Here is a 14,573-nt window from a genome sequence, read left to right as displayed (position 1 = left end):
ACAGCTTTTTCACAACCTCTGATTCACGGTGTTCCAGAAGTAGCTTCTTCGAAAAACAAGCCGAAACTTCACAAAAATTTGAGAAGCAATTTTCGTAAATTCCTTCTTATTTCTTGAAGCTGACCACTTCTGTCACAACCTCTTGTAACAAGTATTTCTATTTTAAGGCTGAACCACTGTTTCTGGTTCAGTGATTTCTTTGTTTTTGTCTCGACGAGCAATTGCTGGCAAGATCATACCTAATAAGATCAAGACGATTGGTGTGATGATATTCGTGAATAATTGGAACCACCATGCTTTAGGATCAGCAGTATAATCTACTTTTGGCACCATTCCCAGGATACATGCAAACGCAGTGAAGGCAAAGCACCAAGCACCAAAGATAAAACCGATTTTTGGATTTTTAACAAATTTATATTCAGAATTGAATTTCTTATAAGCTTTATTCAACATCATATATGCCAAGAACACCCATAGGTAACGCATTGGCATGACAACTGAGTTCAAGTTCGTCAACCATTTTACTAATTCATTCATATCTTTGATACCAAAGATCGGCAACAAAATAATGATTCCTACTAGTATACCTGTCAGAAGATAACCATTCACCAATGTACCTTTACGATTACGTTTACGTAGCCAGTTTGGTACAAATTCTGGATCCGCATCTGCTAACAAGATTTTTAGTGGTGCATCAATTGAAAAGGCTAATGCGGAGATTTGTCCAATCATGTTTGTCAATGCGTAAATGATCATCAATGAGTTACCGATACCATAGTAATTACCTAAAATTTGAAAAGCACTATATGCCCCATTTGCCATCAAGTCTTTAGGAATATTATCGCTAGCAAACAGCATACCCATTGCGACTGAGCCTAATACAGCACAAATCCCTACCATTGCTGCTAAGAAGATCATCCCTTTAGGAAATTCCTTTGCAGGATTTCTTGTAGAGTTGACATAAGGGGATATTTTTTCCGCTCCTCCAACTGCAAATACTAGCATCGAAACGGTTGTGAAATAACTGAAATCAAATGTTGGAATATATGTTTTCACTTGATTCATATGTGGTGTGGCAAATTCCATCGTTGGATTGATGAACGGTGCCGTTACAGCTAAAAGAATAAATAAGATCGACATGACGAACATCGCTGTTCCGGCCAGTCCGCCAATCACTTTCAAAGTAGAAAGTCCTTTTGTTGATAAATATAAAAAGGCAAGAAATATAATAAGTGAAATAACTGCTACCATTTGTACTGACATCGTATTTACGATATTTCCATTTCCTTGGACTGCCCAACCGCCAGCAATCAGGATTGCTTGAGGCTTTTGTGCCAAATAAGGAATATGGACGACCCAGTAAGTCCAAGCGGCATAGTATGCCAGTCGTTTATTAGATGTCGTATTTTCGACCCATGAACTGACGCCTCCTTTACTATCCTTGAAGGCTGATCCTAATTGTCCAACGATCAATGCGTATGGAATAAAATAAATGGCCAAAATCAATAGCCAAGAGGTGACAACTGATACTCCTTGCTGAGCATAGTTATTAACTACATTCCCCATGCCCCAAACCATGTTAAATGCAATTAACGCAACAGTAAACCAGCGTAATTGTTTGTTGTTCATTCGTTCTCTCCTTTATGATAAAAATTTGTTATCCAGATGTAATCATATTCAATTTTTAACAAACTTACAAGACAGTGTTATTTTATGTGTGTATTCTTTTATTTAATACACATCGTTTTTTCATATTTTTTCCATCAAAAAAATAAGTTATTTTCTTTTATTTCATTGACCTTATTGAATTTCAAGCTATTTTGAATTTTCTGTAAAATTAAAAACAATAGTTATTTTATGATTCTATCTATTTTCTTTACATTTTTCATTAAGAAAAGGATATAAAAAAAAGAGGACGTTCATTCGTCCTCTTCATTGATCAACGTTTATTTTTTACATGCAAGCTTCGCATGGCATTCAAAACAGCTAATACTGTCACCCCAACATCTGCAAATACTGCATCTCCCATTGATGCAAAACCAAAAGCACCTAAGGCAAGTACCAAAATTTTTATCCCAATAGCAAAGACAATGTTCTGTTTGACGATTTTCAATGTTTTCTTTGCTAAATGGATTGCTTCTGCAATCTTCGATGGTTGATCATTCATGATGACTACATCTGCTGCTTCAATTGCAGCATCGCTTCCCAATCCACCCATTGCGATCCCTACATCTGCTCTTGCTAGCACCGGTGCATCGTTGATTCCATCTCCGACAAATGCGGTCTTTTTATTGTTTCTTTGTAAGATTTCCTCTAACCGCTGCACTTTATCTTCTGGAAGCAATTCGCTATATATCTTGTCCACGCCTACTTGCTTCCCAATATGATCAGCAATTTTTTTCGAGTCGCCCGTCAACATGACTGTGTTCTTCACACCAGCCTGTTTTAATTGAACCAATGCGTCTACGGCATCTTCTTTCAAGGTATCTGCAATAACAAGATAACCACTGTAACTTTGATCGATCGCTAGATAAAGCAAAGTACCGATTTCTTGACTTGAAGGAAAAGAGATTTCAAATCTTTCCATCAATTTGTGATTACCTGCTAATACTTGTTTGCCATCAACTTCAGCTAAGATCCCTTCACCTGCAAATTCTTGGATATTAGTTGTTGGTAAAAGCGGACCTGCGTAGCCTTCTAAAACAGATTGAGCAATCGGATGTGTAGAAAACTGTTCTGCACTTGCAACATATTGCATAAATTTCTTTGGATCAATTCCTGTTGGATCGATCGTCTGGATCGAAAAGTCGCCTTTCGTTAATGTGCCAGTTTTATCGAATACCACTGTCTCAGTTTGTGCAAGCAACTCCAAGTAATTTGAACCTTTTACTAATACACCGATTTTACTTGCTCCTCCGATACCGCCAAAGAAACTAAGTGGCACGGAAATCACTAATGCACATGGACATGAGATCACTAAAAATGTCAATGCTCGATAGATCCATTCAGAAAACGCCGCTCCAGAAACTATTGGAGGTAAAACAGCCAATAAGACGGCCAGCCCTACAACGACTGGTGTATAATATCGCGCAAATTTGGTAATGAAATTTTCAGCTGGTGCTTTTTTGCTGCTGGCATTTTCTACTAATTCTAATAATTTACTGATGGTAGAATTTTCATAGGATTTTTCTACTTGAACTAAAAATGGTTTATTTTTATTGATAAATCCGCTTAATACTGTTTCACCAACACATACAGATTTAGGGACTGATTCTCCTGTAAGTGCTGACGTATCGACTAATGATTCTCCTTCGATGATCGTTCCATCTAACGGTACACGTTCACCAGGCTTCACAAGTACAAACTGACCGATCTGCACGTCTTCAGGGTTCACGGTCATCAATCCTTCCGTCGTCTGCACGTGAGCTGTTTCTGGACGGATCGCCATCAATTCGCGAATCGATTTTCTTGAATGACTGACTGCCAATCCTTGGAAATACTCGCCGATTTGATAAAATAGCATCACTGCTACGGCTTCTGGATATTCACCGATCAACATAGCGCCAATCGTAGCAACAGACATAAGAAAATTCTCATCAAAGATTTTTCCTTTGACGATATTCATCACTGCCTTCTTCACTACATCATATCCTATCAGCAGATAAATCAATAAATACCCTATCAAGCGAATTGGTTCATTAAAATCAAATAATAGCAATAAAGCGATACCTGCAAGGGAAAATAAAATCCGGAACAGCGTATTTCTCTCTTTTTCATTTCCATGTTCAGATACTTTTTCCTTATCTATTTCTGTTACTTTGACATCTGGTTCTAATTCCTTCACTACTTTTTTTGCTTCTTGTTCAATCGTAGCCAAATGATCTTCCTCTGCGTCAATCGTTAGTTTTCCAGAAGTGAAGTTTACCGTTGCTTCCTTGACTCCATTGATCTTCTGAACTCCTTTTTCGATTTTCATTGCACAGTTCGCACAATCTAAACCTTCTAATCTGTAACTTTTCATTTTAATGACCTCCTCGCCTCAACATATGAATATCTCTTCATAACTAATTATAAATGAATGGTTATTCATATGTCAAGGTATCCGAAAGAAAAAATGAAAAACATCTGCATCGGAAAATTTCTTCCATACAGATGTTTTGGCTTATTCTTTCTTTTTCTTTTCGATCATTGCCACTGCTCTTATCCAACCCGCACTTGCCTTCTTGATCTTGACAGGATAGCAACTAAGTTTGAAGCCTGTTGCTGGCAATTTGTCTAAATTCATTAATTTTTCGATAGGACAATATCTTTTTTCAATCCCTGCAAAATGTCCTTCCCAGATATTCGAAGCTCCACTACGCTTTCAAAAATATAGAAAGAGTTCTTTAATGAAAATTATTTCAACTTTCCATAAACAGTAACCCCATATAAATAAAAGACGTAAAAGTCACATGGAAGAACTTATACAGGAGAACGCATAGAGTCAGGTGAAATACATGTATCCCACCTGACTCTATGCGTTATCTAACCTTTATTATTCTCTTTTATACAATTTCTGCACCAAATGGCATCAACGCCAATCGAGCAAGTTTGAAAGATTGCTTGGCAAAAGGTATCCCTATGATCGTGATACATAGAAGGATGCCGCTGACGACATGTGCGAGAGCAATTGGTAGGCCTGAAACGATCAGCCAGATGATATTAACGATCAATGACATGCCAGACTGGTGATAAATTACTTCTTTGCCAAAAGGCGCAAAAGAAAGGGAGGCGATCTTAAAACATTGCATACCGATTGGGATACCTATGATCGTGATACACCAAAGTATCCCCGCTGCTAACCAGCTAAGACCACCGATTAGTCCGCCGAATATAAACCAGATGACATTTCCTAAACAACTCATTATATTTCTCCTTCTATTACTGTTTTTGATTAAAACTGGGCAAAAAATGATTTTATTCTTCTTTTTTTAGCTTCCAGCATCAAATATTCTGCAAATTTTTTTTGGATTTCTTCCGTATTTTCTTTTGTTACTAATGTGTGTTGGATTAGTTTTCCTGATGGTCGCTGATCCACCCGTTCTTCTGACTGTTGCACGTCCGCTTGCGCAAATCCGATAATCCGTTTTTCTTTTGTTACAGCAACGAGCAATAGTTTATTCTTATCATTTAGGTCAGCTGCCGTTTTTGCTTTTACGAATGATTCTGGATGATCAGTAATCAGCTGATTGATTTGAGGTAGATCTTCTTTTACTGCCCACCGTATTTCCATCATTTTTCACTTTTCTTTCGCTCATTTTTATCTCCACTAAAAAAATCGACTGCGGCAATTGCATCTATCCAGCTTTGTGCAATGATCTCATGTCCGCCAATCGTTGGGTGGACCCCATCTTCTCTTGTATATTTCGAAAAACCATAAGCAATCCCTAAAGCATTGAATATACCATCTAAAGGAACCAGCAATGCGCCATATTCCTTAGCAAGTTTACGAACAATTTGGATTTTAGGGTCTAAGTCTTTACGCCAGCCATGACGGTCGTCGGTTATAGGAAGTACAAACGGCTCCATCAAGATGATGTTGCAGATTCCCGCTTTTTGAAGTTCATTTAGTAATTTTCGATAAACGGATTCAAATTGCTGAGCAGATTTCTCAGTTCCGAATATAGCCTGATCGCTAGTATTATGCCAGGTATCATTGATTCCGATCAAAATCGATACATAGTCAGGTTGTAAAGCTAAACAATCTTCTTGCCAGCGTACTTGCAGATCTGCAATTTTGTCTCCTCCTATCCCACGGTTCATGCATTCAAATTCCATCGTTGGATATTGGGAGATTAGTTTTCCAGCAATCAAAAGTGGATAACCTTTACCTAGATCAGTTGCTTCTGAACGGTCTCTTCCTGCGTCTGTAATGCTGTCACCAATAAATAACACACGTGTTTTCATTTGTCAAAAACTCCTTTTTGAATAAAACGATGATTTTCTTCCTTATATTATCCCATAAGCCCTATCAAGACGAAAGAGAAAATATATGTATAAAAAATGACACCAGCCTAGTCCCTTCAAACAATTGAATGAACGCTCATCAAGTGTCTAGTTTTTTATACTTTTTTTCTTAACGTGCCGGATTCCCCTTGATTCCTTCGTTGTTTGGTCCAGAGAGATCGATCACACCTAAGCTTCCGTCAATCAGACCACTGATGACGCCATCAGAACATATATTTATAGGCTCATCTAAGACTTCCAGTAAATGTTCTTTTACTAATATCTCTTCTAGATTGCTTGGGATAGATTGGTCATAACTTTATCTGGTCCGATGATTTCAAGGGTGAATTGAACTTACATATGGATTATTGCATGCTGAAAATACGGACCTACTCCATCTTCGAATGTTACTATTAGTTTGTTTTCAGGTGCTAGATGCTGCTTTATTTCAACAGCAGAAGCATCATCAAATCAGATTTCCATTTGAATTACCTTCTTTGTAAATGTTTGATTGATTGCGATTTCGTTATAGAACCTTGTGAATCAAATAGCAATTTCTTTTGCTTTCTTCTCTTGTCTGCTGGAAACTTCCTTTATCCCGTATTTAAAAAAAAGAACTGCGAGAGTTCGCAGTTCTTTTTTTTTAATAAACGTTGCTCTCCGGCCAACTCCTTGGTCACAAGTCACAATAGTCATCAAACATGAAAAACTGTTTTTTGAAATTACTCCTTGTGACTCGGAGCTGAATGGCAGGCGCACAACCTCTTGATATAAACGATGTTCAATCAGCTGACCCTCGATATTAGCTCAAAAAACGGTAAAATATGAGTAGCTATTTTTCCGTTTTGTTTCTCTAATACTCAGGTCAAGGCACTGATTTCACAACCTCTTCCTTAAACGGTGTTCAAAAGCCAGTTTCTCGGTATTAAGCCAAATTTATGCAAAAATGTGGAAAGCCATTTTCACAAAGTTTTTCTTAATACTCGAAACTAAACAGCTTTTTCACAACCTCTCCACTAAACGGTGTTCAAAAGCTTACATCTGCGGTAATAAGTCCCGCCAATTCAAAAACATGAACAGCTGTTTTTGCTTGGCTGTTCTAATTACTTGATGCAGAACAGCTTTTTCATCACCTCTTATGGATAAATTCGGTTCAACAAACGTGGGAATGGAATAGCTTCACGTACATGGTCGATACCAGCAATCCAAGTGACTGTTCGTTCAAGGCCTAGACCAAAACCAGAGTGCGGAACAGAACCGTATTTACGTAGATCAAGATACCATGAATATTCTTTTTCATCCAAACCGTGATTACGGATTTGTTCTAGCAAGAAATCATAGTCTGTTGCCCGTTCGCTTCCGCCAATAATTTCACCGTAACCTTCTGGTGCGATCATATCTGCACAAATTACCACGTCTTCTCTTGTTGGATGTGGTTTCATGTAGAATGGCTTGATGGCTTTTGGATAGTTTAGGATAAAGACAGGCTGTTCGAATGAATTCGCAATGAACGTTTCATGAGGTGAACCAAAGTCTTCGCCCCATTCGATGTCATCAAATCCATTTTTCTTCAGTAATTCGATTGCATCATCGTAAGTAATACGAGGGAATGGCAATTTTGTATAAGTTTTTAAGACTTCTTTGTCTCGTCCTAGTACATCTAATGCATATTCGCAATGATCTAAAACATTTTGTACTAAGAATGCTACATATTGTTCCTGTACTTCTAAACTTTCTTCTTGATGAGTGAAAGCCATTTCTGGTTCGATCATCCAGAATTCGATCAAATGACGTCGTGTTTTTGATTTTTCAGCACGGAAAGTCGGACCGAATGAAAAGACTTTTCCGAAAGCCATAGCAGCAGCTTCCATGTATAATTGGCCACTTTGAGATAAATAAGCTTTTTGATCAAAGTAATTTGTTTCGAATAGATCCGTAGTGCCTTCTGGTGCAGAACCAGTCAAGATTGGCGGATCGATTTTGACAAAATGATGTTGATTAAAGAATTCATACGTTGCACGAATGATTTCATTTCTGATCTGCATAATCGCATGTTGTCTTGAAGAACGCAGCCATAAATGACGATGATCCATCAAGAAATCTGTTCCGTGTTCTTTTGGTGTGATCGGATAATCGTGGCTCTCGCTTACCACTTCCACATTTGTAATTCCAATTTCATAACCAAATTTTGAACGACTGTCTTCACGGATTTCTCCAGTTACTAACACGGATGTTTCTTGGTGTAGATTTTTAGCTGTTTGGAAAACTTCTTCCGACACTTCGCTTTTTACAACTACACCTTGGAAAAAGGCTGTTCCGTCTCTTAATTGTAAAAATGCGATTTTTCCGCTTGATCGCTTATTTGCGACCCAAGCGCCGATTGTTACTGTTTCTCCCACATGGTTTTTCGAATCGATGATTTGAATTTGTTCCACGTATGACTCTCCTTTTATATTCCTTGAATTTCTTCAGGATTAATTTTGACTTTTACTCTCAATAAATTGCTTGATTCTGCGTACCGCTTCTTCTAACGTAGCACGATCAGTCGCATAACTCATGCGGACATTTTCTGGTGCCCCAAAGCCTTCGCCAGTCACAAGTGCTACCCCCGTTTCTTCTAAAAGATCTTCTACCCATTGTGTGACATTTTCATATTTACACATGCGTAGCGTTTCTTTTACATTAGGAAAAAGATAAAAAGCTCCTTGTGGCTTTTCAAGAGAAACACCTGGCAGTTCTGCCACAAGCGGATATAACGTATTCAGGCGTTCTTCAAAGGCGTTCCGCATTTCTTCTACTGTATCTTGCTCACCTTTCAATGCTTCAACAGCTGCATATTGACTGACTGCTGTCGGATTGCTAGTTGATTGGGAAGCAACAGCGATCATTCCATTGATGATCACAGGATTTCCCACCGCATAACCAATACGCCAGCCTGTCATCGCATATGTTTTAGACACGCCATTGATGATGATGGTCTGATTTTTGATTGCTTCTGAAATCGTTGCAATTGGAGTAAACTCATTGCCATTATAAACTAAACGGCCATAAATATCATCAGCAACTATCAAAATATCATTTTTTACTGCCCATTCACCGATTGCCTGCAGTTCATTCTTGCTATAAATCATTCCAGTCGGATTCGATGGAGAATTGATGATTACGGCTTTTGTTTTTTCTGAACGTGCTTGTTCTAGCTGTTCAACAGTAACTTTCCAGCTATTGGATTCTTCCCCTTTCACAAAGACAGGAAGTCCTTCTGCCAGTTTTACTTGCTCACCGTAACTGACCCAGTAAGGCACAGGAATGATGACTTCATCTTGCGGGTCAAGGATCGTTTGGAAAAGGGTATACAAAGCAAATTTCGCTCCGTCTGTTACGACTGTTTGTGAAGGTTCATAGACAAGTCCATAGTTTTTCTTCAGATAATCAACGATTGCCTGTCGAAGCTCTGGGATTCCTGCTGTTGGTGTATAATAGCTAGCTTTCCCATTGCGGATTGCTTCGATTGCTGCTTCTTGGATGTTTTCTGGTGTCGCAAAATCCGGTTCTCCCACAGTCAAACTCAGCACATCTCTGCCTTTTGCTTTTAATGCCTTGGCCTTTGCCGCAGCTGCCAAAGTGACAGACGGTTCTAATCGTTTTGTTCTTTTTGATAACTCCATCCCATTCATTCCTTTACCTTTTAAATTCCCTTGATTGTCTTGACTTCATCTCCAGATTCAAAGCCAATCAGGTAATAATTCAGTTTCCCATTTGTTTCTTTTCCTACTACTTCCCACACAGGCTGATCATCATACATCCCTAAAGCAGCTTTTTCGATTTGGATTTCAGGATGGGCCGCAGCAATTGTCTGTTTTGCTTCGTTTTCAGTCAGTCCCTTTGTTTGATCCAATACTTTTACTTTTTCACCAGATTTAGGAATGATAACGGCGATTTCTTTTCCTTTATCATTTGTACCTGTCAGTGAAAAGTATGTCTTCTTTCGAGTAAACCAATAAAAATGATCGGCTTCCTCAAGATTTGCATATTTCTTTGCGATTTCTACTGCTTCTTTCTTCGCCTGCACCGCCGGACGACTGGAACGCAAGTAAAAAATCGAGCTGATCACGATGACCGCTAATAAAAATACGATCAAGCCAAGTAACACGCGATTAATCGTTTTTTCCTTTGTCTGTTTTTTCTTCAAGGGTCGTCGCTCCTTTATCTTCATTCCTTTTCATTATAGCAGATTTTAATTATGAAAAAAGACAGCTCCTCTAACTTCCTTCTTCATTTTTCTTTAAGAATTCATGGATGTCCTGATAGATTTCCTCCATAGCTAGCTCTTTGATCGGTACTTTTTTCGGTAATGCATGGATGATCCGTGCACCATATTTTGCAGTGACTAGTCTTCGATCCAAAATAAGCAATACGCCACGATCTGTCTCCGTCCTTATCAAGCGACCTAATGCTTGGCGTAACTTCAAAGCTGCTTTAGGTACGGATTCCTGGTAAAAAGGATTGATCCCCTCTGATTCTAAATAAGCGTTCCTAGCTTTGACCATCGGGCGAAGCGGATTATCGAAGGGTAAACGTGTGACTACAACGATCTGCAAAGCATCTCCAGGCAAATCTACACCTTCCCAAAAACTGTCAGCGCCAAACAATACGCTTTTTTCTGACAAAATGAAGCGTTTCAAAAGCTTCTCCCGGCTTCCGCCAAACCCTTGAGCTAGTATTTCTCGTCCTTTTTCTAGCATAGACAGATGCATTTTCTGATAGACCTTCTGCAAAACATCATGAGAAGTGAATAACACAAGTATTGGCCGATCTTCTTGTTCGATCAGACCTGTAAGTGCTGTCTCTAAATAATCGATATATGCTTGATTGCTGACTTGATGGACGGCAGGTGCCTCTTTTGGCACATAGATCCTTGCCTGTTTCTCATAATCATAAGGAGAGGCAATCACTTTAAGAGGTGCTGCTTCAATGCCAAGCCTCTTAGAGAGATAGTGTCGATTAGGGCCGATCTTCAGCGTTCCTCCAATATAAAGAATACGATCATATCGAGGATACCAAACAGTCGACGGCAACATAGCCGCTTGAAAATCATGGAGATGAAAAATCATCTGCTGCGCTGTGTTCCCAGGAACGAACCAATGGATCAAATGATCTCGCCAGTCTTCCAGCCATTGATCCATCAGCAAGTACTGCTTGTCTAATTGATCAAATAGGCTATATAAACTTGCTAAATCGATCCGCATCTGGTTTGTCCAGCTTTCTTGGATAATCTCAAAAGTCAGACGCATTTGTGACTGTAGCTGCTGGATCTCCTGATAAAAAAGCTGCAGGTGATCAATGGCTGTCCCAGATTCCAGTGGCAGCTGATCCAACATCTCTTTTGTCATCATGACTTCTTCTGGATACTGTCCGTTGGGTTGCTTGCCGCTCACTAAACTCATTAATCCTTCTGCCATACAAATCTGTGCTTCGCATAGCGCAGAAAGTTCTTCTCGATAAATCGATAACCAGCGTAAGGCTTCATGTTCTTTCGGTAAATAGCTTTGTATTCGGTCAAACAGCTGATTTGGTTCTTCTAATTGCTGGATTTGTTTATGGAAATAGTTAATACTTAATCGTTTGTCATTTACTTTTTCAGCGATTTCCGGCAAATGATGTACTTCATCGATCAACAAAAATGGACTAGCTGGAAGCAATGGTTCTTTTCGCTGTGTTTCTTGTACTAAAAACGCATGATTGACAATCAAAAAATTACTTTGCCTGATTTTCTTTTGCAAGAAACGAACAAAGTCTTGTTCGTAAAATGACTGATTTCTTGCTAAAAATCCAATACCTCTGTGCGCGATATCTGCAAAGAATGAATGGTTCAAATTTGTTAAATGTAATTCATCCAAATCACCGGTCTTCGTTTGCGTCAGCCAAACTAAGACCGCCATTTGATACAAAGCATATTGTTTTTGTTCTGGCGGTTCCACAAGTGTTCCTTTAAATCGTTGCAGGTCGATATAGTGGCGATAGCTTTTGATAATTACAGGTTGTATGGGCTGATCTAGCAATTGATTCAGCAATGGAATGTCTTTTTCTATGATCTGCTGCTGCAAAACTAGCGAAACGGTACTGATGACAGCGGGTTTTTCAGGTGTAGCCAAATAACTCAATGGTAGCAGATAACCGATTGTTTTACCCATTCCTGTAGCTGCTTCGATCATCAAATCTTTTGATTCATCTTTTGTGAAATGGTCGTAGACCGCATTCATCAGTCTGTTCTGTTCTTTTCGATACATCAGTGTTTTACCAAACATTTTTTCTTTTGCTTGTTTTTTTCTTGGATATGTCCGCTCGCCATAATGGACGGATGTGAATAGTTCCACTTCTTTTTTCTGTAAAGCTAGCCCATCGACGATTTCTAACGAGGGATCAAGTGGCTCTGGTTTTTCTTTCATTTCTTCAATCACATGATAAATGAAACGACTCGTATCCATACCTGTGTGTCTACTTAATCGCGCAATCTGCTCTAACGTGATGATTGGCAATTTTCTCATCCGTTCTTCGATCAGCAAAAGAAGTTGACCTGTCACTTCGGCATCACTATCTGCCTGATGAGGATTCTCATGAATAAATCCAAGGCTTTCTGACAAATCAGCTAAGCGAAAGCTTGGTTCCGTCGGCAAGAAAATTTGTGCAAGTTCTACTGTATCGATGCCTGGTATCTTCAAACTAGGAAGTCCGCATCGCATGAGTTCATGGTTCAAAAAATTATAATCAAAATAAATATTATGCGCGACAAATATGGTGTCTGCCAAAAGATTGTAAATCGTTTGGGCGACATCTTCGAAATAAGGCGCTTTTTGGACGCGTTGATTCGTGATCCCTGTTAAATGCTGGATTTGTTTTGAAATCTTCCGCCCTGGATGAATATCGATCGAAAAACGTGAAGTGATCCGACCTGATTCAATCATGACGCAGCCAAATTGGATGATCCGATCTTCTTTTGGATTCGTCCCAGTCGTTTCGATATCAACGACTGCATAAGTTCTTGGTTTCAAAATATCTTCCTCTTCTCCTGCCTCTAATGTTCTTTTGAAATTATACTACAAAGTGCAGAAAAATACTCTCATCGCTTTTTAAAGAAAATAGACAAAAACGCCCAGACACGCAAATGTCTGGGCGTTTATTTTTTAGTATAGGTTAATTAAGCTTTAGTAACGTTTGTTGCTTGAGGTCCGCGTTGGCCTTCTTCAACATCGAAAGTTACTGCTTGGCCTTCTTCTAAAGTTTTGAATCCGTCGCCTTGGATAGCTGAGAAATGAACGAATACATCGTTTCCGTTTTCTGCAGTGATGAATCCAAATCCTTTTTCTGAGTTAAACCATTTTACTGTACCTGTTTCCATAATAAAAATCCTCCTTGTGTATCAACACATATTTTGCAATTACTTGAATGGTGTATATCTGGAAGATGTTTATTTGAAACAAGCTACCACAGATTACCGAACAAAAACTACTCCTCTAGTATATCATACCGTTTACAAAAAAGCTAGAGTTTTTCGACTTTTTTTATTAAAAAAAGTTTTCTCAGCGATTACATAAAGTGAAAAACCGAACTTTTTTTAAAATAAACGACATATTGTTCAGTTGGTGTTTTTTTGCTCTGATGTTCTTTTTTAAACTAAAAAAATTATTCTTTCTGACTACTTATCGGTTCTGTTTCAACGGTCGAGGCTGGGGAAGATTCTTTAGTAGGTCTGATGTTCTCATGGTATTTCTGATAGCCTATGACAGTTACCAGAAGAACAAGGCAAACCAATACGATCAACGAGATTAGTTTTTCTTTTTTGCTCATATCTATACCTCATAAATAACAGGATGATGTCCATCATATTTCTGAGTATGAGTAAAAGCAAAAGCTGCAGCTGTAGAATGTAAGAAATGCCAGCAACTTTCATAATCACAGGTCGGACAGTACCAAAAGTAACCAAATCTTGGCTGCAAAGACCGTTCTTCTGTTTCAGGAATCGCAGAATCAAGATCTGTTGTCTGTACATAAACATTTTTGTACAGACGTGTGCCTGTAATAGGAGACCGCTGTGTTTCTTCAGCAAAAACTGGCTGACTTGTTAAACTTAGGGATAGAAACAGCAAACACCATAACAGTCTTTTTTTCATAAAGACCTCCTTATCGATAAGTTTTTCCCAATTAAAATCATATCTCAAGAACGCCCGTTATTCACATTTTGTTCATAAATGATGTTTTTTGTATCATAATCGTCAAAAAGAGGTCGTGACCACGTCACAACCTCTTTTTTAAACGGTGTTCCAGAAGTAGCTTCTTCGGAAATAAGCCGAAATTTCACAAAAATTTGAGAAATAATTTTTGTCAATCTCTTCTTATTTCTTGAAGCTGACCACTTCTGTCACAACCTCTTCCTTAAACGGTGTTCAAAAGCTTGCATCTGCGGTAATAAGCCCACCAAACAAAAAATATGAAGAGCTATTTTTGCTTGCTGTTCTTATTACTTGATGCAGAACAGCTTTTTCACAACCTCTCATACACGGTGTTTAATCAGCTGACCTTCGGTATTAGCT

12 protein-coding genes are annotated in these 14,573 nt (G+C 38.6%); all 12 read right to left on the bottom strand.

Annotated elements, in window-relative coordinates:
• Positions 1–162: 162 nt before the first annotated feature.
• Positions 163–1,629: an APC family permease gene (locus tag IGL70_RS04280; RefSeq protein WP_002288779.1), complete on the bottom strand. Its 1,467-nt coding sequence runs from the start codon at positions 1,627–1,629 to the stop codon at positions 163–165.
• 310 nt (positions 1,630–1,939) lie between these two features.
• Entirely contained in the window at positions 1,940–4,021 is a 2,082-nt protein-coding gene (locus IGL70_RS04275; RefSeq protein ID WP_104873748.1) for a heavy metal translocating P-type ATPase, read from the bottom strand.
• A gap of 141 nt (positions 4,022–4,162) precedes the next feature.
• Positions 4,163–4,285 carry a hypothetical protein gene (locus IGL70_RS04270; protein ID WP_002294862.1) on the bottom strand — a complete coding sequence of 41 codons (123 nt, stop codon included), beginning with the start codon at positions 4,283–4,285 and terminating at the stop codon, positions 4,163–4,165.
• 259 nt (positions 4,286–4,544) lie between these two features.
• Positions 4,545–4,904, bottom strand: a complete 360-nt coding sequence (locus IGL70_RS04265; protein WP_002288776.1) for a YccF domain-containing protein — start codon at positions 4,902–4,904, stop codon at positions 4,545–4,547.
• A gap of 29 nt (positions 4,905–4,933) precedes the next feature.
• Positions 4,934–5,275, bottom strand: a complete 342-nt coding sequence (locus tag IGL70_RS04260; protein WP_104873747.1) for a hypothetical protein — start codon at positions 5,273–5,275, stop codon at positions 4,934–4,936.
• Positions 5,272–5,946 (bottom strand): SGNH/GDSL hydrolase family protein, encoded by a 675-nt coding sequence (locus IGL70_RS04255; RefSeq protein ID WP_104873746.1) that lies wholly within the window; start codon positions 5,944–5,946, stop codon positions 5,272–5,274. The genes IGL70_RS04260 and IGL70_RS04255 overlap by 4 nt, the downstream gene beginning before the upstream one ends.
• Positions 5,947–7,121: 1,175 nt before the next feature.
• Complete coding sequence (gene asnS, locus IGL70_RS04250; RefSeq protein ID WP_002288767.1) at positions 7,122–8,420, bottom strand: asparagine--tRNA ligase; 1,299 nt, start codon at positions 8,418–8,420, stop codon at positions 7,122–7,124.
• Positions 8,421–8,459: 39 nt separating this feature from the next.
• Positions 8,460–9,650 carry a pyridoxal phosphate-dependent aminotransferase gene (locus IGL70_RS04245; protein ID WP_002296294.1) on the bottom strand — a complete coding sequence of 397 codons (1,191 nt, stop codon included), beginning with the start codon at positions 9,648–9,650 and terminating at the stop codon, positions 8,460–8,462.
• Between the two features lie 20 nt (positions 9,651–9,670).
• On the bottom strand, positions 9,671–10,198 hold the full coding sequence (locus IGL70_RS04240) for a cell wall elongation regulator TseB-like domain-containing protein (protein ID WP_002348809.1): 528 nt from the start codon (positions 10,196–10,198) through the stop codon (positions 9,671–9,673).
• Positions 10,199–10,244: 46 nt separating this feature from the next.
• Positions 10,245–13,034: a helicase C-terminal domain-containing protein gene (locus tag IGL70_RS04235; protein WP_002288763.1), complete on the bottom strand. Its 2,790-nt coding sequence runs from the start codon at positions 13,032–13,034 to the stop codon at positions 10,245–10,247.
• Between the two features lie 146 nt (positions 13,035–13,180).
• Complete coding sequence (locus tag IGL70_RS04230; protein WP_002288762.1) at positions 13,181–13,381, bottom strand: cold-shock protein; 201 nt, start codon at positions 13,379–13,381, stop codon at positions 13,181–13,183.
• Between the two features lie 451 nt (positions 13,382–13,832).
• Positions 13,833–14,153 carry a hypothetical protein gene (locus IGL70_RS04225; RefSeq protein WP_002323868.1) on the bottom strand — a complete coding sequence of 107 codons (321 nt, stop codon included), beginning with the start codon at positions 14,151–14,153 and terminating at the stop codon, positions 13,833–13,835.
• Positions 14,154–14,573: the final 420 nt, after the last annotated feature.

The sequence above is a fragment of the Enterococcus sp. DIV0901a genome (assembly GCF_051711525.1).
Lineage (GTDB): Bacteria > Bacillota > Bacilli > Lactobacillales > Enterococcaceae > Enterococcus_B > Enterococcus_B faecium.
The sequence above is the reverse complement of the archived record's forward strand: the minus strand, read 5'-3'. Positions and strand labels throughout refer to the sequence as shown.